The following is a 25407-nucleotide window of genomic DNA, read 5'->3' on the forward strand; positions in this document are numbered from 1 at the left end:
GAAACACGAGGCAGTTATGGCGCAGATTGGCTTAACCCCGGTCACACGATTACGACATGGTCATCGGTTCTGGAAACGTTACACGTCGTTCGAATTCGCGCGCGACATGGTCGACTGCCCGGTGGCAGAGGCAGAGGTCCTACAGGCAGCAGCCACTTTTCCGATCGCGTTCCGGAAATCCGAACGGGGATTTTACCCCGTGGCAATCTTATCGATGACACCAGACAAACCGACGCCATTCGTGTCAGCGAAAGGGGAATGGCGCGCAAGCTACGTTCCCTCGGCACTACGGTGTGTGCCATTTCAGTTCCGATCACCTGAGCTTCAGGACAAAACCGGAGAGGGGGAGTTTGTTTTGCTTGTCAACGAAAGCTTGGACCTGGTTACCGACAACCCCGACGATGAGCCATTCTTTGACCGAACCGGAGCGCTGGGGCCTGAACTGCAAAATGTTCAGGCGTTCTTTCGCAAGCTTACAGCGTCACTGGAGAACACATATCAGTTGTGCCGCACGATAGGTGGTATGGGGCTTTTTTCTCCACTCGCCTGCGTACAAATGGACGAATGCCTCGGCGGTTACTTCGGCGTCGACCTGGCTGCTTTGCGGCAAGTTCCTTCAGCGCATCTGTCATTACTCGCCATGAACGGAGGCCTGCGCCTCATACATGCCCACCAAGTTTCGTTGACCCATTGCGCGTGGCTTTTGCCAGCTCAAATGCGAGCCGAAGAATTGGCGAAAAAGTCGTCGACCGGTGTTAGGTCGGATGCTTCAGAATTTATGGAGGCGCTGGCAGCCGCCCAACGAAAGGAAAGCTTGTTGGACCATCGGTGGCAGGAGGGTCAGTATGCCATTTAGTAAGTATTCTTATTATTTTATTGCGTTCAGTCTGCTTCTGATTTCCATTTCTGCCTGCACGCGTCCACCTGATTTGACGCCAGTTACGATGTCCTTTGCAGCCCAAACAGCCGGCGCCGGGGCAACTAAACCATCAAAATCACTCAGTCACAGCGCCTTCGGGCAGCGGGTGAAAAAGGCGGTTGAGAACAGTCCTAACCTGGCGCAAGCCAAATCCAGAATGGGCATCGTGAAGGCTAAACAAGACGCAGCTGAAGGCGCTTTTCTCCCGGAGATTTCGCTGGGATTAAACGCACGGTCTGAGAGGATTGCATCAGATATCGCGGACGTCTCGCCGTATCTGAGGGTCTCGCAATTGGTTTATGACGGAGGGGCGGCCTCGGGAGATCTGACCGCTGCGCGGGCACGTGTCTTGGAAAGCAGAGGTGATCAGATTCAAACGGCCTCATCCACTGCGCTCGCAGCTATTGAGACCTATGTACTTGTCCTCGATCAACGAAAGATTCAAAGCGTCGCAGCACAGAATGTTTTGACCCATGAAGAGCTTGTTCGCCAGATAACCGACCGAACAAAAAACGGCGTCGGTTCGAGTGCCGACGTCCTGGCTGCCCGGTCGCGCATGTCCGATGCGCGCACAAAGCTGGCTGATGCGCATGCGCGCACAGACCGGGCCGAAGCGCGATTCCGCGAGATATTCGGGGATGAGCCCGGCGCTCTTCCTGCACCTGTTCCGGCACCTGGACTGGAAAGAAGTGACATGCAGATCATAATGAACAGCCCTCAGGTTCGGCGGTCCGATGCAAGCCTTCTGGCTGCCAAGGCAGAATTGTCCGCAGCGCAAGCGCGTCGCAGCCCTGATGTCAGGGTCGCCGCATTCGCGAACCAGGATAACAATCGTGACACGAATTTTGGAGTGGATCTTTCCTTCAATTACGAGCTGGACAGCACCGGCCAACGTCGCGCCGCAATAGCAGCTGCGGAATCGCTAGTCAAAGAGACTGAGTTTGCGCGCGAGCAACTGATCCGCGAAATAACGCGAGAGCTGGGTTTTATCCGTTCAGATCAAAAAGCGGGTGCCGATCGGTTGCGCGAAGCCCGGATTGCCGTGGAGGCTAACGCTGAAAATATCGCGGCTTCCCGTGAACAATTTTCGATCGGCCGCCGTAGCCTCATTGAAATTCTGGATGCGCAGCGGGACTACGTTAATGCTCAGGAACGTTTGATCCTTGCGGAACAGAGCTACTTTCTGACCAATTATGCAGCCCTAAGCCTGACCGGCGACATACTCGACCTGCTTGGGGTTTCATTGGGCGACTGGGGCAGTACACAATGAACGCATCCGACCCTGCCCCCAATGCCTCGCTGCTGACGCCGTTTGAAGCCTGCCTGTTGAATATCTCGTCGGCACTTGAACGGCCATTGAGTCTCGCGGCGCTGCACGCGGCGCAAACTGGCGCAGATGGGGATTTGACAATACGGGACATTCTCGCCCTCGCGCAAAAGGCGGGCATGCAGGCGGGGTATGGGGCAAAGCGCCTTTCCGAATTGGACAACAATCTGACACCCACCCTGTTGCTGTTGGCAGAAGATAAAGCCGTTGTCTTTCACGGACGAACGCAAACCGGCGCTTTATTGGTCTTCGACCCAGAGCTAGGCGAAGGTGTCGGTGAAGTTTCCGAAGACAGGCTGGCAGCCTGTTATACCGGTTACGCAATCCTGTTCCGTCGCCATCACGACGGCGAAACGTTGGGGGGGGCCAGTTCACATGGCGGTCACTGGTTCTGGAACGCGCTATCCGCCAGTCGTTGGTCATACATTCAGGTCGCACTCGCAGCGGCGCTGGCAAACCTTCTTGGTTTGTCCACGTCCGTTTTCATCATGGTGGTCTATGACCGGGTATTGCCCAACGAAGCGACTGAGTCGCTGATCGCTTTGACCATGGGCGTGGCGTTGGCATTGTGTTTTGACTTTGCCCTCAAGTTGCTGCGGGCGGGATTTATCGACAAGGCCGGGCAGAAAGCCGACTTGTTGATGGGCCGTCGCATTTTCGACCAGTTGCTGAACATCCAGATGAAATCGCGCATGGGGTCTACTGGTGCTATGACCAGCACCATTCGCGAGTTTGAAACTCTGCGAGAGTTCTTTACATCCGCGACGCTGGTGGCCGTTGTCGACCTGCCTTTCATTGGGTTGTTCATCCTGGTGATCTATCTGGTTGGGGGACAACTGGCTTTGATCCCCGCTCTGGCCGTACCTTTGGTGCTCCTGACAGGTTTGGCAGTGCAGCCAGTTTTATCAAGGATGGCGGAACGAAGCTTGTCCGATGGGCAGTCCAAACAATCAGTTCTGGTTGAGGCTGTTTCGGGACTAGAAACCATAAAAACAACGGCAGCAGGCCAAAAAATGCGCGCACGATGGGAACAGGCCATCGAACAGCAGTCAGCGCATGGTGCGCGAAGCCGGACGGTCACGCAATTCGCGCTGAACCTGACCGGATTCACCCAACAGGCCGCGCAAGTGCTTGTCGTATTTCTTGGTGTTTTTCTGATCACGAACGGGCAAGCCAGCATGGGTGCGCTGGTCGCTTCGGTAATGTTGACCGGTCGGGCGTTGGCCCCTCTGGGTCAACTGGCGCAGACGTTGACCCGCATTAACCAGGCCAGATGCGCTTATCGCAGTCTCAATGCGCTAATGCATGCAAAAAGCGAACGCCCGGAGGGGCGCACATGGCTGACCCGATCTGATTTCAAAGGGGCACTTGCCTTCAATAACGTGTATTTCTCGTATTCTGACCAAGGCGAAGATACCCTGCGTGGTGTCTCATTCACAATTAAGCCCGGTGAGAAAGTCGCAATTCTCGGTCAAATCGGATGCGGGAAAAGCACGATTGCGCGCCTGCTATTGGGGCTTTACACGCCACGAGTGGGCTCGGTCATGGTTGATGGATTGGACATACGTCAGATCGACCCGGGTGACTTGCGACGCAATATCGGATCCGTTTTACAGGATGTCTGGCTTTTTTCGGGGTCTGTCAGGGACAATATCGCCAGTGGCGCAATCCGACCCAGAGATTGCGACATTGTCGAAGCCGGCCGCATTGCCGGAGTCGAAGAATTCGTGAACAGCCATCCTTTGGGCTATGATATTCAACTCGCGGAACGTGGTGAGGGGCTTTCCGGTGGGCAACGGCAGGCAATCGCCCTGGCACGGGCACTTGTCGGGCGTCCTCCGGTTTTGCTTTTTGACGAGCCAACCAGTGCGATGGACGTCAAAAGCGAAGCCCAACTGGTTCAGCGTCTGAGTAAGTCAACTTCCGGGTCAACCCTGGTCATTGTAACACACAGAACCAGCCTGCTGGAGCTTGTGGACAGAGTTATCGTTCTGGAAAACGGAAAAATCGCAGCTGATGGGCCCAAGAGCTTGCTGACGCAGCACATGCGCCAGAAAGGGAGGCACTTGAATGTCGCAGCATCCTGATCTGGCGAAGTTGGCGCGCGAAATGCAGGGGCGGTCCCCCGTTCGTGGTTCATTGCTCTTGCTGTTGATCCTGTCCTGTATTGTCTCGGCCGGGCTGTGGGCGCATTTGACCGAGTTGGATGACGTAACGCGCGTCGATGGACGGATCGTACCTTCGGGCGACGTTCAGGTGATCGATGCCTCCGAACCTGGCGTGTTGCGGTCGCTCCATGTGCGCGAAGGTCAGTTGGTCGACAAAGGAACATTGTTGATGGAACTGGACGCCACACAACTCGACAGCCAACTTGGCCAAGAACAACAGCGCGCTTTCGGACTGCAAGCCCGTGCACAACGACTGCAGGCAGAAATTGATGGTACGCAATTGAATTTCGATGCGCAGTTGATCGAAGGTGCACCCAGTGTCGTGCGTTCGGAAACTGCATTGTATAAGGGTCGGCAAGCAGAGCTGGAAGCAGAAATCGCAATATTGGAACGACAACGTGAACAAAAGCAGCAAGAACACGAAGAAGGTTTAGTGGATCAGGTAACAGCAGAAGAAACCCTAAAGGTGCTTGGGGAGGAGCGTGCAATCATAGCTCCGCTTGTCGAGCGGCAAATGGAACCGGCAACGACATTGCTGGCGTTGCGGCGCAGCGAAGCCGAGTGGCGCGGTCGCAAGGTCCGTGCCGAAGCCGTGACCAGTAGGTTGCAAACCGGATTAGATGAAATAGATGATCGCATTCAAGCTGCTCACAGCCGATTTCGAAGTGCGGCGCTTACTGAATTAGCCATTGCAACTGCGGAACTGGCGGCTTTGCAACCCGCCTTGCCAGCCCTACGCGACCGCGCTGCACGAGCGCAGGTTCGCTCTCCGGTTCGCGGTATCGTCAACCGCATCCACCGAACAACCATTGGGGGTTTGGCGCGGAGTGGCGAAGACCTTGTCGAGATTGTTCCCCTGGACGACACACTATTGGTCGAAGCTTACGTAAAGCCCGAAGATATTGCGTTTCTACGCGCTGGACAGCCTGTGAAAGTGAAGATTACAGCTTATGACTTTGCGCGATACGGGGCGCTGGATGGTGAAATCGTACGGATTGGCGCCGATACCGTCACACGTTCAGAGCGGAACGACGAAGAGGTGTTCGTTGTGGAAATTCGCACGAGCGACACCATGCTCGATGGAAATGGTGTTGCTGTGGAAATCATACCCGGCATGATCGCAGAGGTTGACATTTTGTCAGGTCGAAAATCCGTATTGGAGTATCTGCTGGAACCTGTCGTGAAAATAAAAGATCAAGCTTTGCGTGAGTAACTGAAAAGACCATAAAATAGTTTTTTTTCAGGCTCTTACAGTATACTCAATCAACATTGCCTGATGCAGAGGGGGTCGATAGAAATTCAGGTTCGAAATCTGACTACCAGAGCTCATTATTTCCAGTCGACATCCCCCAGGAAAATATACCCGGCACCGTAAATCGTTTTGATCAGGCGCGGATTCTTTGGATCTTCACCAAGTTTCGTACGCAATCTGGAGATTCTGACATCCATAGCACGATCAAAACTGTCGCCGGCCGCACCGCCCAAAGACTCCTGCATCTGCCCCCTGCTGATCAGCCGTTTGGGGCTTTCCAGAAACAGACGCAGAACCTCGCCTTCAGCATGGCTGAAAGGTGTTTCAGACCCTGACCCGTCTTCCAGAACATACCGATCAAAATGCGCAATCCAGCCGTTGAATTCCGCCCTGTCCGATTGTGACGTCCGCCCGCGCGGTGCGCGCAACCTTGCCCGGACCCGGGCTACGACCTCGGTAGGGTCAAACGGCTTGGTAATATAGTCATCTGCGCCAAGCTCCAGCCCGGTCACACGGTCCTGAACCTGTGCCCGGCCGGAAATAATGATCACAGCTGCACCCTGTTCCAGCGCCAAGCGATGAACAAGCGCCAGCCCGTCGGTATCTGGTAAAGACAGGTCCACGAGGCAAACATCCGGGGTCACTCGATTTAGGGCTGCTTCAAACTCTCTGGCACGAGAAAAGCTCTGCGTCCGGAAACCGGCATCCTCCAGTGCATCCTTCAGAATGCGCCGAATTTCGGGTTCGTCGTCGAGAATGGTCACCATTGGTTGCGACATCAGGCGGCCTCGGCTTGGATGAGAGCGGACAATTGGGCCTGTGAGAACGGTTTACGCAAAACAGGTGCCAAAGCAAGGGCCCGTTGATGCAGCGGATCTGAATTTGGCAGAGATGTCATAAGGATAAGCGGCAACCCCGGTTTCAACTGTTCAAGGATATCCAAGCCTGTACCGTGTCCTTCCAAACGGATATCGGACAAGACCAGCGAAATATCCTTCACACTTGATATCAAGGCCAGTGCTTCATCAACTGAATTTGCTTCAATGACAGTAAAGCCCAAATCCACCAGCATGTCCCGAAACTGCCCGCGCAGGTCTTCGCTGTCTTCAACCAACAGTACCAATCCGTCCTGCGCCGGAGGAGCGGGCCGAAAAGGCAAACGCATGACAACTGAGGCCCCAGATGGCGTATTTCTTAGATTCAGATCGCCACCAGCAAGCTTGACCGTATCATAAACCATCGGCAGCCCCAGACCCGAACCGTCGCTCCCTTTTGTTGTGAAAAACGGGTTCAGCGCTTTTTCAAGCGCCTCGGGTGAAAACCCCGGCCCAGTGTCGGAAACCGTGACTTCGATCCAGATCTCACCAATGGCATGTGCACTGATTGTGATCTGGCCCGTGCTTCCGCAGGCGTCCCGGGCATTTAGGACCAAGTTTAGCAGCGCATCCTGAACCATACCCGGATCAAGCATCAATGTCTGTTTCGGCAAGGTGTTTACGACAGACAAGCCCACGCCCCGTGGCAGTGACGGTGTCGCCAGAATCCTCAGATCTTCCAACAATCCCCCAATGTCAGTGGCTTGCGGTTGCGGCGTTCGGTTTCCAGTCATGTCGGCGATCCGGTTCAGCAGTTGCCCGCCCCGACGCGCGGTTTGTTGAGTTGCCGCCACAAGTTCCCGCGCGCCATCCGGCAAATCCATCTTGTCGAGGCGGGACTGCATCCCAAGGATGATAGTGAGCAGATTGGAGAAGTCATGGGCAAGCCCACTGGTCATCTGGGCAGCCATCGCCCGGCGGCGGGTTTGCTGTAATGCAACGCGTGCCTGTGTCTCTTCGGTGATGTCCACCGACATCACGTACACACCCCCTGCCCCATCTGGCGTAAACGAAACCCGAATACGGCGGGAATCCTGATCTTCAGTGAACTCAAAGACCGACGGCTCTCCGCTATAGGCCTTAAGCAAATGGGCCTGAACCCGTTCAAAGGCGGCCGTGCCTAACGCTTCAGAAATATGAAGTCCCAGAATATCGGACGGACGCCCGGGCATGACGGCGCTCAGCCGGCGGTTCGAGTAATCGTAACGGCCGTCGCTGTCCAAATGCGCGATATGAGCCGGCATCATCTCGGTCACCATACGTGTGCGAGCTTCGATTTCGGTCAATTCCCGCTTGGCCTCTTCCAGCGCCGCGATCGTGGCCGCAAGTTTGCGGTTGGTTGCGGACAGTTCTTCCGCGTGGCTCAGCAACTGTTCCGACAGTTCCTCAGACCGCGCGCGCAACAGGTTTTCCGCCCGCCGCGTTCCGGTGATATCGGTGTAGACCGCGACCCACCCGCCTTGTGGCAGCGGTGCGCCTTCAATTGAAACAACCTGCCCATTGGGACGCACGCGCTCCATGTAGTGAGGCTCAAACGCCAAGGCTTGCTGGACGCGCAGATTGACCATTTCCTCGACACTTTCATCGTCGCCATACTCACCGCGGCTGGCAAGAAAGTGGATCGTATCCCGAAACAAAGCACCCCTTTGAACAAGCTCGTCCGGCAAACCGAACATTTCCTGGAAACGGCGATTGCTGAGCACCAGTTGCAATTTGCTGTCATAAATGGAAAGCGCCTGACCGATCAGGTTCAGCCCGGCGGTCGTCATCGCCTTGATACGCTTTTCCGTTATGTCCAAGTTCGTCTTCTCCTCGGCTCATGCCTAGCATCTGAAACCATGCACGGGTAGTGGAATTGAGGGGAGGCGTTTCGGACCCTGTCTTCGTTCAATTGCTTTTTGCAATCCGGGAGTGCACAAAGCACAATACTTCGACACACCCGCCCGTGACCGAGCATCCGGTACAGCCAGAATAGATGAACGTTGACAATAAACCGCGTTCTAAGATGTGTATCTGGGACAGGATTTTGCGCCTTCAGATGTGATCGAGTGCAAGGACAATGTGTGGTCCATATTTTTCATCCGGTGGCGCAACATCTGTCGGCCTAACCGTGCGAGATCTGTTGCAAAATCCGGATTCTCCGCGACATTCTCGAATTCGCCCTTACCTTGATGGTCGAACAGGATCGGGGGCAGATCGGCAGCGAACTCGACCAGGGTGAACCGTTCATCCCGCAATATTCCCAAACACGAGTCGCTGTTACCGGTCCCCAATTCCTGCTGCCATAACGTCGGGTTTTCAGGTTCTGAGAAATCAAGTTCGCTGAAAGAATAGTCGCGCCAATTGTCCGGGATATTACCCCGCAACAATGGCAGCAAGGACCGACCATCCATAGCGTTCGGAACAGCCTGACCAATCCAGTCCAGTATGGTCGGAGTGACATCCACGGACTCGGTTGGAACGGTGATCTTGCTTCCCGCCATAGCTTCATTCCCGGGCAAACGGATCATCAGCGGTGTGTGATACGCTGCGTCGTAGACCGTCATTTTGCCCCAGCTGTGTCGATCCCCCAGCATTTCACCATGATCGGCGGTGATAACCAGCAATGTATCGTCGTATTGCCCGCTGTCCTTCAGGTACTGGACAACACGACCGATGTGGTGATCAACCTCGGTCGCCAGACCCAGATATATAGCACGCAAGGTGCGAATGTTTTCGTCCGTAGGTTCAACGTCATCGAAACCGTGAACGAATTTTTTCGCGCTAAAGGTATCCAGCTTTGGTCCAAAGAACGGGTGCACTGCTTTTTCTGCTGCTGCGCTTGGCAAGCAGTGCGGCAGAGGGATATCCGCCGGGTCATACATGTCATTGTACGGGGCCGGTGCGACCAAGGGCGGATGCGGGCGGATATAGGTCAAATGGGCGAACCAACCCTTTCCACGATGCGGCGCGATCCCATCAAGAAAGGCATCTGTCAGAAAAGCTGTATCGCTGTCTTCCGCCCGATACAGCGCGGGATCATTCAGCCGCGGGTGTCCACCGTCGGGCGAAACGGGCTTGTAGACATCCCAGTACTTTTCGAACTGGTACCCCTTTTTCATCAGATGCGCTTGCCAAGGATATGATTCTTCAAGGCGCATTTCGACAACTTCAACAAACCCGGTCATCGACTGTTCGTAAGACTTGAGGTCAGGGTCATTGGGATCATGGACGCGCGGGTCGGCGGAGGTATCTGTGTACCCAAACAACATTGGCAAGTAACCAGCTTTGCGCATCGCCGTGGCGATGTTTGGGGTATCGTGCCGTAACGGCGTTCCGTTTCTTACCGACCGATGATTCATCGCATATTGACCGGTCAGAATCGATGCGCGCGAGGGACCACAGGGATTGGTGACCGAAAAATGGCGGGTAAAGGTCACGGCCTCATCCATAAAAGCCCGCAAATTCGGAAGGTTCACATGGTCTGCCAAGGCCCCGGACAGGCAATCCGCTCTAAGTTGGTCGATGATGACAAACAAGACGTTCTTGGTCTGATGCATACCGACTTCTCCGATTCCGCGCCGTAACAAACAACGCGGAATGTGTATTGCTTCCCGCCATAGCGCAACCGATTTGTCGGTCAGGCAAAGGCGTGCTATCCCGACAAAGTTGTTGTGCGACAACCTCTGGCATGCACCTGTTCAGCATAGCTCCAATGCGACGGTCGGCGTGACGTCTAGGCCATCCAGCGCGGCAAAAAGAAGTCCAATGGCACAAAGCCATTGCGGACATTGAATGTTTCAATTCACATGACCTCATGACGCAACCTTCGATTATCTCAGAACACGATTCCAGCGGCACTCGTGTACGCATATCCGGAGAGCTGCTCACGCAATCGCTGCAAACCGTTGAGCAGGGTTTTGCCTCTGTCCATCTAACCGGAGACAGGGTCGTTCTTGATCTGTCCGATGTCGAAGCTCTTGATACAGGCGGTGCCTGGCTGATCGCGGATCTCGGCAGACGCTTCACGTCGCAAGGTGCAACACTTGAGTTTCAAGGGGTGAAACCAGCACATGCCACTCTGATCGATACTGTAACCCGCAGCATCCCCGACGAACCCGGTGAGCTTGATAAACCGCGAAGTCTGCTAGATTTGATCGCCCAAATGGGCCACATCACGGTAGGTGCCTGGCGGGACACACTTTCGATCCTCGAATTTCTGGGTCTGACACTGCATAGGCTGTTTCGTACCATTGTCATGCCATGGCGACTGCGCAAGGCAGCGCTGGTCACGCACATGGAAGAAACCGGGTTCAAGGCACTGCCAATCGTGGCCCTTATGGGATTTCTGATCGGTGTCGTACTGGCCTTTCAGGGCGCGACCCAACTGAAGCAATTTGGAGCTGAGATATTCGTGGTCGAGCTGATCTCGATCTCGGTTCTGCGTGAATTGGGCATATTGTTGACGGCCATAATCGTTGCCGGGCGCTCGGGTTCTGCATTCACCGCGTCTATCGGCTCGATGAAAGTGCAGGAAGAAATCGACGCAATGCGAACACTGGGTCTGGACCCGATCGAAGTTTTGGTCATTCCCCGCGTATTGGCCTTGTTGATCATGCTGCCCATATTGGGGTTTGTCGCCGATATGGCAGGCCTGTTTGGCGGCGCCTTGATGAGCTGGATCGACCTGGGTGTAAGCCCCGGCATGTTTCTTACTCGTTTGAAGGAAAACACCGACGTCTGGCAACTGGCGGTCGGCCTGATCAAGGCACCGTTCTTTGCGCTCGTCATCGGCGTTGTTGCCTGCTGGCAGGCAATGCAGGTCAAAGGGTCCGCCCAAAGTGTCGGTCAACGTACGACAGCATCAGTTGTTCAATCCATTTTCATGGTGATCGCAATCGATGCTTTGTTTTCGATCTTCTTCTCAGAGATCGGAATATGACATGAACAATGACACACAACAGGTATCGTTGGCCGCGACCACAGACCGCGAGGCGGTCATTCGTGTGCACGGGCTCCGAACTCAGTTCGGTACGCAAGTGGTACATGAAGGCCTAAATCTTGACGTCTGGCGGGGAGAGGTTCTGGGAATCGTCGGCGGGTCGGGCACCGGTAAATCCGTATTACTCAGAACTATCGTAGGGCTGAACAAACCCGCCGCCGGAGAAATCGAAGTTCTGGGCGTCGATGTTCTGAATGGTCCGGAAGATGATCGTCGCAGAATCGAACGCCACTGGGGCGTTGCCTTTCAGGACGGGGCACTGTTTTCGTCGCTGACCGTGCTCCAAAATGTGATGGCTCCGTTGCGGGAACACACAGGTCTCAGCGAAAAACTGATGGAGTCTCTGGGTGCATTGAAGATCAGCCTTGTGGGCCTGCCACAGCTGAGTTGCGGTAAGTTTCCCTCGGAATTATCGGGCGGTATGCGCAAACGCGCCGCGCTGGCCCGGGCGCTGGCCCTTGACCCCGAGATCGTTTTTCTGGACGAACCGACCGCAGGATTGGACCCTATCGGCGCAGCGGCATATGATGAACTGATCGGCGAGTTACAGCAGGCACTTGGGTTGACAGTTTTTATGGTCACCCATGATCTGGACAGCCTTTACGCCATCTGTGACCGCGTTGCAGTGCTTGCAGAAAAGCGCGTGTTGGTTGAAGGTCCGATTGAGGACATGACCAAGGTCGACCATCCTTGGGTACAGGAATACTTCACAGGCCCCCGCGCCCGCGCGGCGCAGCAGAAGGGGCAAAACAGGTAAAGGCAATGGAAACCCGGGCGAACTATATCCTCATTGGCGCGTTTACCCTTGCGGGGTTGCTGGGCGCATTCGGCTTTTTCCTGTGGCTCGCCAAGTTTGAGATCACGCGCCAATACGCTTACTACGATGTTCTTTTCGACAATGTCGCGGGTCTGTCGGCGGCAGGCGGCGTAAACTTCAACGGCTTGCCTGTCGGGCAGGTTGTTTCCTTGCAGCTGGACGAAAATGATCCGTCAAAGGTTCGGGTGCGGATTGAAGTGGACGCAGACATTCCGATAACCGATGAGACAATCGCACAGCTTCAGTCACTTGGCGTAACCGGTGTTGGCTATGTTGAACTGACCGGTGGATCGGCTAACGCTGAACGATTGCCACAAAAGAGCATTATCAAGAGCAAACGCAGCGCAATTCAATCCCTGTTCGAAGGCGCGCCAAAAGCTCTGGATGAAGCCGTGACGCTTTTGGAAAACCTGAACAAAGTCGTCGATGATAAAAACCGGGAAGCTGTGAGCGGTATTCTGGACAATCTTGCTTCGGCTACAGGTAAACTGGACAAGACACTGACAAGTTTTGAATCCGTCGCAAGTGATATCGGCAGCGCTGCGCAGGATATTGGCGCGTTTTCAAAGCGGCTGGACCCTCTGATCGAAACCGCTCAAACAACGCTCAAGACCGGCTCTGAAACACTGGAAGCTGTCAAAACGGCATCCGAGTCCGCCAAGACAGCGCTGGATGAAGCTAATACAACCATTCAGATGGCGGACCGTATTTTGCAGCAAGACGTGAAGCCTTTCATCGAGCGAGGCTCGCAACTGGCTGAACGATTGACCGTTTTATCTGATGAAGGCAGCGTTACCCTTGGAATTGTGAACGAAACCGTGATGAACGCCAATACGACGCTTGGCTCGATTACTACGGCGATGGAGTCCGCCAAGGGGGCGCTGGCTTCGGCAGAATCCGCTTTTGACTCTGCAAATCGTGTCATGGAGGAAGACGTGGCACCTGTTGCGGAAGATGTCCGGAAGGCGGCCAATCAGGTGACCGAAACCGTCGCGGGCATCACGGAAAAGATCGACCAGATCTCGGACGACGTCCTGAGCGCGTCAAATTCCGCGTCCGAACTACTGGGAACCATCGATGGCATTGTTCAGAGCAACCGCCGACAAGTTTCGGATTTCCTGCGTGTCGGGTTGCCTCAATTTATTCGTTTCATCGAAGAATCCCAGCGCCTTGTCATCGGTCTGGATCGCCTCGTAGACAAAGTTCAACGCGATCCGGCACGTTTCCTGTTGGGCACCCAAGCATCGGAGTTTCGTCAATGATCAAGCCTGCACTTGCAATGTTGATGGTCGCGTTGTTTGGCGGCTGCGCTGGTCTGGGCACGTTGCAACAAGCGGCGAAACCGAATGATTTGTATCTGCTGACCCCAAAAAGCACGTTTTCCTCGGCGCTGCCCAGGATTGAAAAGCAGATCGTCGTTCAGGAACCCACGGCAACTGCCGCTGTAAACACGGACCAGATTGCCATTCAGCCCACCTCGTTGCAGGTTCAATATTTGCCCCGCGCCCGCTGGGTGGATCGCGCGCCCTTGATCGTTCAAACCTTGTTGGTTGAAAGCTTTGAGAACTCGGGCAAAGTCGCAGCTGTTGGACGCTCAACCGTTGGCCTGCGGGCCGATTATGTAATAGCCCCGGACCTTCGAGAGTTTCAGGGGGTCGTGATCGAAAATACCGAGAACGGAGCCAATATTCGCGTCGAAGTTCGCATTAACATCAAGGTGATCGACGAATACGAAGATAAAATCGTTGCATCCAGCTCGTTCCAGGAAAACGTCGTGGCGGCAAGCGATCAGACGCCGGATCTGATCAACGCGTTTGACCTGGCCTTGGGGCGCGCGATGAGAGATTCTGTTGAATGGAGCATTCGCAAGATCAATACCCACGTGGCAAACAACCCGCGATCCATTCCCAGATAACGAAAGTTGCATAAGACGGCGGAAAAAGCGGGCAATTACGGCCGCGCTTTCACATGACCAATCATCGCGCTACCCAATGTGGTTTTCAGAATTGTGCGGCCGAAGCTCGGTTCCAATCATCTGCAAATTCTTCGGGAATGTCGTCCTTTAACAAGGCACCGTCCTCCAGATAAATATAAAGCTCGGCATAGGTACGCTCATGCTCGTCCGCAGTTCGGCGCAGGATATCACGGGGATGTAACTCGGACGCTTTTTCCTTGCCCATCGCGCCCAAAAGCTCGCGGAAACTTTCCAGTGTGGCATCGTGATAGCGATGAACACGGCGGCGTTTCTGCGGCACGTTCACAGCGCGCCCGCGGATGGGATCTTGTGTAGCCACCCCTGACGGACAACGGTTTGTGTTGCAATGCAATGCCTGGATGCAACCCACCGCAAACATCATCGCGCGCGCCGAGTTGCACATGTCGGCACCAAGCGCCAACTTCTCGACCATGTCATAACCGGTCGCCACTTTTCCGGAACAGATGATCCGAATCTTGTCACGCACTCCGACACCACGCAAACAGTTGCTGACAAAGATCAAGGCTTCGTTCAGGGGCATACCCAACCGGTTGGTAAATTCCACCGGGGCTGCGCCCGTGCCCCCTTCGGCCCCGTCAATTGTGATGAAATCCGGCAAGATACCCGTTTCAAGCATTGCTTTACAGATCGCCATGAATTCGGACGGCCTGCCGATGCACAGCTTGAACCCGACAGGTTTGCCGCCTGACATTTCTCGCAGGTGCTGGACAAAATGCATCAAACCTGTGGGCCCATCGAAGGCACTGTGGGTGGGCGGAGAAATCACATCCTGATGTTCGGGCACTCCCCGTATCTCGGCAATCTCGGCATCGACTTTGGCAGCAGGCAGAACACCGCCATGGGCGGGCTTTGCACCTTGAGACAGCTTGATCTCAATAGCCTTGACCACGTCCCTTCCTGCCTTTTCGGCAAACTTGTCCTTGTCAAATCCACCAGCAGGGGTCCGGCACCCGAAGTAACCCGTCCCGATTTGCCAGATGATGTCCCCGCCTTCGGCCAGATGATGCGGTGACAGCCCGCCCTCTCCGGTGTTATGCGCGAACCCCCCATCCTTGGCTCCTCCGTTCAGCGCGCGGATGGCATTGGCGCTGAGCGCGCCAAAGCTCATGGCAGACACATTAAGGCGTGAGGCGCTGTAGGGTTGCGTACATTGCGGACCCCCCAGCACTATGCGTTCTTCACTTTTGTCTACATGTTTGGGGGCTAGTGAGTGGTTGGCGCGATGATACCCGGTTTCGGTAATGTCGTATTGCGTGCCGAACGCCTGTGTGTCCACCTGCCCCTTGGCCCGAGAATAAACCAGCCCTCGGACAATCCTGTTGAAAGGCCGTCCGCTTTCGTTGGTTTCCACAAAATATTGGCGAATTTCCGGGCTTACAAATTCCAGCATGTACCGGAAATGCCCAAGAACCGGGTAATTGTTCAGGACGTTATGCCTGGTCGTCAGAACATCATAAAGACCGATGATCGCGTACGGCACCAAAATGATCAGAAGCCAAAGCGCATGAGACCAGAAGAACCCAAGGATCAGAACCACCGGCAGACAGACACAGCTCAGAAAAAAGAAAATTCTGCGTACAATCATGTTCCATACTCCTTGTGTTATTATCGGGCTGATGAGCCATGCTGTCAGAACTCAACGTGAAACAGATTGAAATTTTATTTCAAGTGCCCGCGGAAAAATGTCTGCTGAGGGACGCAAACGTGAAATCATGTTACGAACCGCCCAACTGTTGAACCCGGTGCAACCGGCGGATAAATCACGCTTAACGGACGACAAAGGGCCGATCCTTGGCAAACACACAATCCCACCTCTGGCATGACCGAAAAAGCGTGATGTTTCTATCCGTCTTCGCAGGCGGTGCACTTGGGTCGTTGTTGCGTGAGGCGTTTACACTAGAGATCCCAGGTCTAAGCTTTCTCACCTCGACTTTTGGCATCAACGTAGTCGCCTGTTTTGTTCTGGGCTGGCTATATTCCGTGCGCAATAAGGTGCACGCGCATGTTCTGCATCTTGGCGCCGTCGGGTTTTGCGGTGGATTGTCGACCTTTTCGTCTTTTGTCGCAGATCTTGAACGAATAGCCGACGGCGGCCTATGGGTAACGTCCCTGGCAATCGGGCTGGAAGTTTCATTTGGCCTTGCTGCCGCGCTGTTTGGTGAAAGACTTGGACGGCATTTTCATTCCGAAAAGACGCCGTCATGAGCGAAGTGTATCTTCATTCCATGTTCGCTTTGGGTGGAGGTCTGGGGGCCGTGATGCGCCATTGGCTGGCGCTGAAGATTCGGCACGACTTGCCACTAGCGACCTTACTCGTAAATGTGTTGGGTAGCATGCTGCTGGGGATCTGGGTTGGGTATCTGGGCGGTCCTGTAGACATACCCGAGGACCAAAAACGCCTTGTTTTCGGGTTTTGCGGCGGTTTTACGACTTTCTCCAGCTTTGCCTACCAATCGCTTGAACTTCACCGCGAACGCACATTGTATTTGGCAGCAGGCAATATTCTGATCAGCCTTGCTCTGTGCTGGTTTTCTTTCTGGCTTGGCCTGTTGCTAGCGAGCTAAAGCGCACCAAACTGGGCAACAAACTCGGACGCTGATCTGCTCTTCTTTCCAGCCTACGTTGAGTCCCAAACCGCGCCAATAGTTTGACAAATAAAGAGTTTGAAAAGACTTATCGCAGTAAGCTGAACTGCATCGAGTGTTCTGGTGTGTGAGCAATGGTCTGTGTCCCTGATCCGGACATGGGCCATTTCTTAATCGGATCAGACCTCATAACGGGCAAGAAACATATCAACGGCTTGTGTCGCTACTTCAGCGATTTCTTCTTTGCTGAACGACTTCTGAATTCCAAAGGCCGCTCGAGTCCAGATCCTTACCTTGCAAAGCTCGGAAAACTGCTCAGCCGCTATTTGGACATTTTCAACTGCTAACTCACCTTTAGCCACGGCTTTTTCAAGGTATTCTGCCATTTGACGCTGGCCGTTTTGCGGCCCCGCTTCGTAAAATGCGCGGCCAAGTTCCGGAAACCGGTCTCGTTCGGCAACACAAATGCGGAAAACCTGCTGCGCGAAATCTGAAACCAGAAACGCCGTCAACTGCGTCGCCGCGATCATCAGTACTTCGCGGGCGGGTTTGGTCTCGTCGATCATCGCCACGACCCGTTCAGCCATAAGACAGCATTCCGTTTGTGCAACTTCCATGAACAAAAGGCGCTTGTCCGGAAAATAGCTGTACAAGGTTGCTTTTGACACCCCAGCCGCGCGGGCAATATCATCCACGCTTGCGCCCTCGAATCCGTCCGCCATGAAAACCTCTCGGGCCCCGCGCAAAACCTGATCAAACTTTCGGCCTGTGCGCAGGATGGTGGCGGTCTGGGTCATGTCATCTCCTCGATCAATACCTGTCACAGTTTATAAACCGTTCGGTTCAGGTACAAGGATTCTCGTATTCCCTTTAACTCTGACCTCGCCCAATTTGGGGTGTTGAGCTCTTGCGACGGTTCTAAACCGTGCTAGGACTTGGCCCATGGCCGATATCTTTTTGCGTACACTTCCCTTTTTTGCAATCATCGGCCTTGGCTTTTGGGCTGGGCGCACACGGTTCTTTACGGCCGAAGCAACCGCATACCTGACCAAGTTCGTCTTCTTCTTCGCGCTTTCGGCAATGCTTTTTCGATTTGCGGCGACCCTACCCTTTGCAGAGATTTTCAACGCAAGACTGATCTTCGGTTATCTCATTGGAACCGCTGCTGTTTATGGCATAGCAACTTGCGTTGCGTGGATACGCGGCCTGGACGTGCCTACTTCGGCGGTTGAGGCACAATGCGCTGCTATTGGGAACGTTGGCTTTCTTGGCCTGCCGATGCTCGCGCTGCTGTTCACCGAAGCCGCTATTGGTCCGGTCATGCTGGTCCTGACCGTAGATCTGGTGGTATTCTCGTCTCTGATCGTGATCCTGATCAACGGTGGTCGCGACGGAAGGCTGACCCCAGCCACATTCAAACTGATTGGAATGGGTCTGCTCAAGAACCCGATGATTGTCTCGATCTCTGCCGGGCTCGTCTGGTCATCCCTGCAAATCCCGGTTCCCGATCCGCTGAACAACTTTCTGACCATCCTCGGTGGTGCCGCAACCCCCGGAGCGCTTTTTGCAATCGGTGCGTCCCTTGCTGGCAAATCCGCAGAAAGAATTCAGATCGCAGCCTGGTTGAGTTTCTGCAAACTGGTGCTCCACCCGCTTTTCGTGGCAATCGCCCTGATCTGGCTGATCCCGGTTGGAACATTCCCGGCAAGCGTTGCAATTGCAGCAGCAGCTCTGCCCGTGGCAGGAAATGTCTATATGCTGGCCGCGCATTACGGCATTGCCCCACAGCGCGCCTCGGCTGCTATTTTACTGTCGACGCTCGTCAGCATTGTCACCATACCACTTGTTATTGCGGCTCTAGGTACCCCCTGACCTTCACCCTTTTAAAAATACTCACTCCAAAGGCACTCGGACTTTACGCCGGGTCCGTGGATCGTTAGCCATGTTGCGACTCTAGAATAAGGACGATGCCTGATGGAAACCCTTTCGGAAAATGCCTGTTTCGGCGGAGTGCAAGGCGTGTATCGACATGCTTCGTCGGCATGCCAATGCGACATGACGTTTGGCCTTTTTCTTCCGGCCGAGGCGAAAGATGGCCCGGTTCCGATCTTGTGGTATCTGTCTGGTCTGACCTGCACCCATGAAAACGCGATGACAAAAGCCGGCGCACAAGCTTGGGCTGCGGAACAAGGCATTGCGGTGGTATTTCCCGACACTTCGCCACGCGGTGAAGGTGTTGCGGATCACAACGACTACGATTTGGGCCAGGGCGCTGGGTTCTACGTGAACGCCACGCAGGAGCCTTGGGCACCGCATTTCCGGATGTGGGATTACATTGCCGACGAATTGCCCGCCTTGCTGTTCGAAAACTTTGCCATCGACAGCGAACGTCAGGCCATTACGGGTCATTCCATGGGCGGGCATGGCGCATTGACACTGGCCATGAACCTTCCGGGACGGTACCGCTCGGTTTCGGCCTTCGCACCCATCGCGAACCCGACGGGCGCTGACTGGGGGCGCAAACAGCTGGGCGCGTATCTGGGGGATGATGAATCCCTTTGGGCCAAACACGATGCTTCCCTGTTGATGAAAGAAACCGGTTTCGACGGCCCCATCCTGATCGATACGGGCACCAATGATCAGTTCATGGACCTGCTGCGCCCAGAAGCGCTTGCCCAAGCCATCGCAGAGCGTCGCCAGCAAGCAACCTTCCGCCTCCAGCCGGGGTATGATCATTCGTATTTCTTCGTGTCTACCTTCATGGAAGACCACATCGTTTTCCACGCCGAAGCGCTGTACGGAGACTGAGGTATGAGCAAATACGATTATGATCTGGTCATCATCGGTTCCGGGCCTTCGGGGCGTTCTGCAGCCATTCAGGCTGGCAAGCTCAAGCGACGGGTTCTGGTGATCGACCGTAAAGACCGTTTTGGTGGGGTGTCCGTTCACACGGGCACTATCCCATCCAAGACATTGCGCGAAACAGTTCTGAATTTGTCCGGTTGGCGCGAGCGCAGTTTTTATGGCCGTTCCTATCGGGTCAAGGACCAGATCCGCGCCGAAGATCTGAAAGCCCGCCTGCACATGACCCTCGATCACGAGGTCGATGTGTTGGAACATCAGTTCAACCGGAACCACGTCGATACTCTGGACGGTTTAGCCAAGTTCGTCGGGCCACATGAAGTGGAAGTCGCCACCGATGCCGGAGAGACCACACGTGTAACGGCCGCCAAGTTTTTGATTGCGACAGGAACCAAGACCTACCGCCCCGATTATGTTCCGTTCAACGGCAAGACCGTGGTCGATGGCGACGAGTTTCTGGAAATGGCGGAAATCCCGCGTTCACTGGTTGTTATCGGTGCCGGGGTCATTGGGGTCGAATACGCCACGATGTTCTCGGCACTGGACGTTCGGGTGACGCTGATCGAGCCGCGGGATACGTTTCTGGACTTCATCGATAGCCGCTTGATTCATGATTTCACCCATCAGATCCGCGAAAACGGTGTTGATCTGAGGTTGGGATCGGCTGTCGAAAAGATTGAAGATGCGGGCGAGCATGTGGAAGTGACCCTTGAAAACGGGCGCCACGTGCGGGCGGAAATGCTGCTGTTTGCAGCCGGGCGCATGGGCGCAACATCGAAACTCAATCTGGATTCAGTTGGACTGGAAACCGATCACCGCAATCGGATCAAGGTAGACCGCAAGACATATCAGACCGCGGTTCCGCATATCTACGCGACCGGGGATGTGATCGGTCACCCTTCGCTGGCCTCGACTTCATTACAGCAAGGGCGTGTGGCTGCCTGCCATGCGCTCGAGACACCTACACTGCCGGAAAGCCCGTGGTACCCATATGGTATCTACTCGGTTCCCGAAATTTCCACCTGCGGCATGTCCGAGGAAGAACTTCAGGAACGTGGCATTCCGTATGAGGTCGGCGTGGCCCGATTCCGCGAAACCTCGCGCGGGCATATCATGGGGCTGGAACACGGCATGCTGAAGATGCTGTTTTCGCTGAAGACCCGCCGTGTCTTGGGTGTGCAGATTGTGGGCGAAGGTGCGACTGAACTGATCCACATCGCTCAGGCGGTGCTTAACCTGAAGGGCACTGTCGATTACTTCGTTCAGAATACGTTCAACTATCCAACTCTGGCCGAGGCTTACAAGATCGCCGGGCTGGATGCTTTCAACCGGATGCCGATCCCGGACGAATTCAAGGTGCGGAAAAAACCTGCTGAACCAGAGAAAAAAGAGGCCAAAAAGGCGTGACAACGCTCTATGTCGATGGCGATGCCTGCCCTGTAAAGGCCGAGGCCGAACGGGTTGCAACGCGACACAAGGTGCCTATGGCACTGGTGTCGAATGGCGGTCTTCGACCGTCAGCAAACCCGTTGGCTCAGGTCGTCGTGGTCTCGGAAGGCGCTGACGAAGCCGACAAATGGATAGCAGAACGCTGCGGCGCAGGGGATGTAGTTGTTACCTCCGATATCCCTCTGGCTGCGAAATGCGTCGAAGCGGGTGCCCGAGTTTTGCGCCCGAACGGCGAAGCCTTTACGGCAGCCAACATAGGCCAGCAATTGGCAATGCGTGATCTGATGGCTGACCTTCGGGCCGCCAATCCGCTTGGGGCCGGAGGCGGCGGCCGACCATTCAACAAAGCCGATCGTTCAAGGTTTCTGGACGCCTTAGAGCGGGAACTTCGCGCGGCGACCCGAGGATAAGTGCAATCATCGGCAAGTTAAAATGCGAGCCTGCAACCAGAAACGCCCGTTTACAAGCCCGCAGAAAGAACGCAGGCTGCGAAAGACTTCTGATCAGGCTATTCGCAAACGGAGACCGAATTATGAAAGTACAGGGTGCTCATTACCGGTCGATTTGGTGGGACAAATCGGCAGGTGAGGTTCGGATTATCGACCAGCGTTGGCTGCCCCATGACTTTCGGGTGGTTGCCCTGAAAACGCTGGATGAATTTGCGACAGCGATCCGCGACATGTGGGTCAGGGGTGCGCCACTGATTGGTGCAACAGCCGCGTTTGGAATTGCCGAACAGATGTCCCGTGACAGCTCTAACGCTTCGTTCGACGCCGCGTATGACGTATTGCACGCGACCCGCCCAACGGCAATAAACCTGCGATGGGCCTTGGACAGATGCCGCGACTCGCTGATGCCACTTGCCCCAAGTGATCGTGCTGAACGGGCCTGGGCACTCGCACAGGAGGTTGCAGACGAAGATGTTGAGATCAATGCCTCGATAGGTCGCCATGGGCTGCAACTGATCAAAGAAATTGCAGCCCGAAAGCCCGCAGGTGAACCGGTGCGGCTATTGACGCATTGCAATGCCGGTTGGCTGGCAACGGTGGATTGGGGAACGGCGACAAGCCCGATGTATCACGCGCATGACGCGGGCATTCCGCTTCATGTCTGGGTGGATGAGACCCGACCACGAAATCAGGGGGCGCTGACATCCTGGGAACTTGGCGAACACGGCATTCCCCATCGTTACATCGTGGACAATGCAGGCGGTCACCTGATGCAACATGGTTTGGTTGACGCCGTCATCACCGGTACAGACCGGACCACGGCACAAGGCGACGTCTGCAATAAAATCGGCACCTACCTGAAGGCCTTGGCGGCGCGGGACAACGGGGTTCCGTTTTATGTCGCCCTGCCCTCGCCCACGATTGACTGGACGGTTCGGGATGGAGTGTCGGAAATCCCAATCGAAGAACGCGATAAAAAAGAAGTGACCCATGTCATGGGCGTGGATGGACAGGGGGATATTGCCGATGTTCGCGTCACCCCGAACGGGACGAAAGGTGGCAATCCTGCCTTTGATGTCACACCCAACCGGCTGGTGACGGGGCTTATCACCGAACGCGGCGTCTGTGCCGCCTCGGCCGAAGGCCTTGCAGGATTGTTTCCGGATCGAGTCGGCTAGATTAACACCCCACACGGCGTTACCGCTGGCACGCGCACGTAGGTCGAGCGCGAAACGTCACGTCAGGCGGGGACTGCCAGACGGTTCTCTCGGATAGGTAGATGAACGATGGCGCTGAAGGCCCCTATTGCCACACCGATCCACCAGACCAGGGCATAGTCACCATACTGGTCATACATACGCCCCCCCAGCCAGACGCCCAGGAAGCTGCCAACCTGATGGCTGAAGAAGATTATGCCATAGAGTGTTCCCATGTAACGCAAACCATAGAGGTGCGCGACAAGACCCGACGTGAGCGGAACGGTGGCCAACCAAAGCGACCCCATCACCAGCGAGAATGTAATGACGGACAGCGGCGTTATCGGGAAAATGATGAACAACGCCGCAGCAAGCGTTCGACCGGCATAAACCGAGGCCAGCAGATATTTCTTGGGAAAATGATTACCCGCCCAACCTGCCAAAAGAGTCCCGGCGATATTGGCCAAACCAATCAGTGAAATCGATACCGCGCCAAGTGCGGACGTGGATGTGATGCCGATGGAATGCAGCACGCTGCCGGCTTGGATCGGTCCGCACATCTCGGTCACGAATGCGGGGAAGTGGGCCGTGATAAATCCAAGTTGGTAACCGCAGCTAAAAAACCCAATAAATATTAAAGCGTAAGAAGGATCTCGGAACGCCTTCCCCAGAATTTCTCCCATGCTTTCTTGCAACTCTGCCTTTGAAGCTGGTTGAGGCGCCCGCATGAAAGGCAAGGTCAATACAAGCGCAAGAATCGCAGCGGCAAACACGACGAAGACTTGTTGCCAGGGCAGGAATGACAGCAACCACTCAGCCGTCGGCGCGCCCAGAACCTGCCCAAAGCTGCCCGCGGCGGTAACGATGGCCAGCGACATGGACCGGTTTTCATCAGAGGACGCGCGACCGACCACAGCCAAAACCACGCCGAACCCGGTTCCGGCAATGCCAAACCCCACCAGCCACGCATAGACTTGGTGTTCAAGAGGTGTGACGGACCAGGCTGAAAGCACCATACCGGCAGCGTAGGTCAAAGCGCCAAGGATAATGGCCTTTCGGTCCCCTACTTTCTCAGCGATAGCTGCAAAGATCGGTTGGCCGATGCCCCAAGCCAGATTCTGGATTGCAATCGCCAGTGAGAAATCCGTGCGCAACCAGCCAAATTCGCTGGCGATCGGAATCTGAAACACGCCGAAAGACGCGCGCACGGCAAAGCTGACCGTGATGATGATGCATCCAACGATCAGGATCGGGTTCAACATGCGGGTGGATTGCGGCATAGAGACCTCGGGTAGCTTGGTCCGACGGACCGTACTGGATTTACGGGTTGCGTCAATTCAACAGATTTGCGGTCACGGATAAGCAAATTTGATACGTCAGGGAAAAGGCTTCTTTTCAACGGGCTGGGTCATGGGTAAGGCTCTGGGTCATGACGGATCTGATTTCGCACTACGAAGCCCGCGTCGAGGATGGAACTCTGACGCGTGACGACGCTCAAGAAGCCGTGTTGCCCCAGTTTGAGCGCATCCGTGCGGCACTGGCCGAGCCGGTTAAACGAGGTTTTTTCCGCAAGGCTCCGCCTCCGCCTAAAGGCCTATACCTGTGGGGTGGCGTCGGACGTGGAAAATCGATGCTGATGGACATGTTCGTCGACACGCTGGGTGAAGTCCCCGCACGGCGCGTTCACTTTCATGCCTTCATGCAGGAAATCCATGCCGGAATGCACAAGGCCCGGAAAGAGAACGTCGAAGATGCGCTGGCACCCGTGGCAAAGGAGGTGGTGAAATCCGTCCGCCTGCTGGCCTTCGACGAGATGCAGATCACTGACATTACGGATGCGATGATCGTCGGCCGTTTGTTTGACCTGCTGCATGAAGGTGGCGTTGTCGTTGTGACCACGTCGAACAGGCATCCGGACGAGCTGTATAAGGATGGGTTGAACCGGCAATTGTTCCTGCCTTTTATTGCCCATATCAAAGACCAGTTGCAGGTATGGGAACTGGTATCGCCCACGGATTACCGTCAGAACAGACTAGAGGGTGCCCCGGTCTATTTTACGCCCATCGGGCCTGAGGCGCGGCAGAAAATTCGGGATGTCTGGAAAGATCTTGCAGGAGGGCCTGCCGATCCGTTGATATTGCAGGTCAAAGGACGCGCCGTCGAACTGCCCGCATTTCGCAACGGGGTTGCACGGGCTTCGTTTTATGACCTGTGTGGCCGGATGCTGGGACCGGCGGACTATCTGGCTATCGCAGAAGCAATTAAAGTGTTGGTGCTTGAGGATATCCCCCGTTTGTCGAGAAATAACTTCAATGAAGCCAAGCGCTTTGTCATCCTGATAGATGCGCTCTACGAGGCAAAAGTTCGGTTGATCTGCTCGGCTGCGGCGGAACCCGAGATGTTGTATGTCGAAGGAGAAGGCACCTTTGAGTTTGAGCGTACTGCGTCGCGCCTGCGGGAAATGCAGGACCAGAACTGGGGGAAGTAGGGGCTCTGCCCCCGTCGCGCTGCGCGCGCCTCCCCCGGAGTAT

Annotated in this window: 22 protein-coding genes; 16 read left to right on the top strand and 6 right to left on the bottom strand. The window is 55.1% G+C overall.

Features of this window, described 5'->3' with window-relative positions; translation table 11 throughout:
* The first annotated feature begins 16 nt into the window (after positions 1-16).
* The 4 genes from ACR0AP_RS12260 to ACR0AP_RS12275 are packed head-to-tail and all read left to right on the top strand — an operon-like array spanning position 17 to position 5627.
* Positions 17-856, top strand: coding sequence for a SapC family protein (locus ACR0AP_RS12260; RefSeq protein WP_480506957.1), 840 nt, complete (start codon positions 17-19; stop codon positions 854-856).
* Positions 765-2189 (top strand): TolC family protein, encoded by a 1425-nt coding sequence (locus ACR0AP_RS12265; RefSeq protein WP_480506958.1) that lies wholly within the window; start codon positions 765-767, stop codon positions 2187-2189. The genes ACR0AP_RS12260 and ACR0AP_RS12265 overlap by 92 nt, the downstream gene beginning before the upstream one ends.
* Entirely contained in the window at positions 2186-4333 is a 2148-nt protein-coding gene (locus tag ACR0AP_RS12270; protein WP_480506959.1) for a type I secretion system permease/ATPase, read from the top strand. Before ACR0AP_RS12265 ends, ACR0AP_RS12270 begins: the two co-directional genes overlap by 4 nt.
* Positions 4317-5627, top strand: coding sequence for an HlyD family type I secretion periplasmic adaptor subunit (locus tag ACR0AP_RS12275; RefSeq protein WP_480506960.1), 1311 nt, complete (start codon positions 4317-4319; stop codon positions 5625-5627). Before ACR0AP_RS12270 ends, ACR0AP_RS12275 begins: the two co-directional genes overlap by 17 nt.
* Positions 5628-5743: 116 nt before the next feature.
* Here the strand turns inward: ACR0AP_RS12275 and ACR0AP_RS12280 are convergent, their stop codons facing one another.
* The 3 genes from ACR0AP_RS12280 to ACR0AP_RS12290 form a co-directional block, all read right to left on the bottom strand.
* On the bottom strand, positions 5744-6445 hold the full coding sequence (locus ACR0AP_RS12280; RefSeq protein WP_480506961.1) for a response regulator transcription factor: 702 nt from the start codon (positions 6443-6445) through the stop codon (positions 5744-5746).
* Positions 6445-8340, bottom strand: coding sequence for a PAS-domain containing protein (locus ACR0AP_RS12285; RefSeq protein WP_480506962.1), 1896 nt, complete (start codon positions 8338-8340; stop codon positions 6445-6447). The genes ACR0AP_RS12280 and ACR0AP_RS12285 overlap by 1 nt, the downstream gene beginning before the upstream one ends.
* Before the next feature lie 201 nt (positions 8341-8541).
* Positions 8542-10080 (bottom strand): alkaline phosphatase family protein, encoded by a 1539-nt coding sequence (locus tag ACR0AP_RS12290; protein WP_480506963.1) that lies wholly within the window; start codon positions 10078-10080, stop codon positions 8542-8544.
* Between the two features lie 257 nt (positions 10081-10337).
* Here ACR0AP_RS12290 and ACR0AP_RS12295 point away from each other — a divergent pair, with 257 nt between their 5' ends.
* The 4 genes from ACR0AP_RS12295 to ACR0AP_RS12310 are packed head-to-tail and all read left to right on the top strand — an operon-like array spanning position 10338 to position 14254.
* Positions 10338-11462 carry an ABC transporter permease gene (locus tag ACR0AP_RS12295; protein WP_480506964.1) on the top strand — a complete coding sequence of 375 codons (1125 nt, stop codon included), beginning with the start codon at positions 10338-10340 and terminating at the stop codon, positions 11460-11462.
* 1 nt (position 11463) lies between these two features.
* The gene (locus ACR0AP_RS12300; RefSeq protein ID WP_480506965.1) at positions 11464-12279 is read left to right on the top strand and encodes an ABC transporter ATP-binding protein; all 816 of its coding nucleotides are present in this window, start codon (positions 11464-11466) and stop codon (positions 12277-12279) included.
* A 5-nt stretch (positions 12280-12284) separates the two neighbouring features.
* Positions 12285-13601 carry an MlaD family protein gene (locus ACR0AP_RS12305; protein ID WP_480506966.1) on the top strand — a complete coding sequence of 439 codons (1317 nt, stop codon included), beginning with the start codon at positions 12285-12287 and terminating at the stop codon, positions 13599-13601.
* Positions 13598-14254, top strand: coding sequence for an ABC-type transport auxiliary lipoprotein family protein (locus tag ACR0AP_RS12310; protein WP_480483711.1), 657 nt, complete (start codon positions 13598-13600; stop codon positions 14252-14254). Before ACR0AP_RS12305 ends, ACR0AP_RS12310 begins: the two co-directional genes overlap by 4 nt.
* Before the next feature lie 85 nt (positions 14255-14339).
* Here ACR0AP_RS12310 and ACR0AP_RS12315 read toward each other — a convergent pair whose 3' ends face one another.
* Positions 14340-15920: an FMN-binding glutamate synthase family protein gene (locus tag ACR0AP_RS12315; protein WP_480487475.1), complete on the bottom strand. Its 1581-nt coding sequence runs from the start codon at positions 15918-15920 to the stop codon at positions 14340-14342.
* A 251-nt stretch (positions 15921-16171) separates the two neighbouring features.
* On the opposite strand from ACR0AP_RS12315, the gene ACR0AP_RS12320 reads away from it, so the two are divergent.
* Both ACR0AP_RS12320 and crcB read left to right on the top strand, forming a co-directional pair.
* On the top strand, positions 16172-16540 hold the full coding sequence (locus ACR0AP_RS12320; RefSeq protein WP_480506967.1) for a fluoride efflux transporter FluC: 369 nt from the start codon (positions 16172-16174) through the stop codon (positions 16538-16540).
* Positions 16537-16899 carry a fluoride efflux transporter CrcB gene (gene crcB, locus ACR0AP_RS12325; protein WP_480506968.1) on the top strand — a complete coding sequence of 121 codons (363 nt, stop codon included), beginning with the start codon at positions 16537-16539 and terminating at the stop codon, positions 16897-16899. Before ACR0AP_RS12320 ends, crcB begins: the two co-directional genes overlap by 4 nt.
* Before the next feature lie 200 nt (positions 16900-17099).
* On the opposite strand, the gene ACR0AP_RS12330 is transcribed toward crcB, so the two are convergent.
* Positions 17100-17717, bottom strand: a complete 618-nt coding sequence (locus ACR0AP_RS12330) for a TetR/AcrR family transcriptional regulator (protein WP_480506969.1) — start codon at positions 17715-17717, stop codon at positions 17100-17102.
* Positions 17718-17862: 145 nt separating this feature from the next.
* Between ACR0AP_RS12330 and ACR0AP_RS12335 the strand changes: the two genes are divergently transcribed.
* The 5 genes from ACR0AP_RS12335 (at position 17863) to mtnA (ending at position 22858) form a co-directional block, all read left to right on the top strand.
* Complete coding sequence (locus ACR0AP_RS12335) at positions 17863-18792, top strand: AEC family transporter (protein ID WP_480506970.1); 930 nt, start codon at positions 17863-17865, stop codon at positions 18790-18792.
* A 102-nt stretch (positions 18793-18894) separates the two neighbouring features.
* On the top strand, positions 18895-19728 hold the full coding sequence (fghA, locus tag ACR0AP_RS12340; protein ID WP_480506971.1) for an S-formylglutathione hydrolase: 834 nt from the start codon (positions 18895-18897) through the stop codon (positions 19726-19728).
* A gap of 3 nt (positions 19729-19731) precedes the next feature.
* Positions 19732-21189, top strand: coding sequence for a Si-specific NAD(P)(+) transhydrogenase (gene sthA / locus ACR0AP_RS12345; RefSeq protein WP_209507114.1), 1458 nt, complete (start codon positions 19732-19734; stop codon positions 21187-21189).
* The gene (locus ACR0AP_RS12350) at positions 21186-21641 is read left to right on the top strand and encodes a YaiI/YqxD family protein (protein ID WP_480506972.1); all 456 of its coding nucleotides are present in this window, start codon (positions 21186-21188) and stop codon (positions 21639-21641) included. The genes sthA and ACR0AP_RS12350 overlap by 4 nt, the downstream gene beginning before the upstream one ends.
* Before the next feature lie 122 nt (positions 21642-21763).
* Entirely contained in the window at positions 21764-22858 is a 1095-nt protein-coding gene (gene mtnA, locus ACR0AP_RS12355) for an S-methyl-5-thioribose-1-phosphate isomerase (protein WP_480483702.1), read from the top strand.
* Positions 22859-22920: 62 nt separating this feature from the next.
* On the opposite strand, the gene ACR0AP_RS12360 is transcribed toward mtnA, so the two are convergent.
* Positions 22921-24156 carry an MFS transporter gene (locus tag ACR0AP_RS12360; protein ID WP_480506973.1) on the bottom strand — a complete coding sequence of 412 codons (1236 nt, stop codon included), beginning with the start codon at positions 24154-24156 and terminating at the stop codon, positions 22921-22923.
* A gap of 149 nt (positions 24157-24305) precedes the next feature.
* Between ACR0AP_RS12360 and zapE the strand changes: the two genes are divergently transcribed.
* A complete protein-coding gene (zapE, locus tag ACR0AP_RS12365; protein WP_480506974.1) occupies positions 24306-25364 on the top strand; it encodes a cell division protein ZapE in 1059 nt (352 codons plus the stop codon).
* Positions 25365-25407 lie beyond the last annotated feature (43 nt).

This window comes from Ruegeria sp. AF7 (assembly GCF_056541885.1).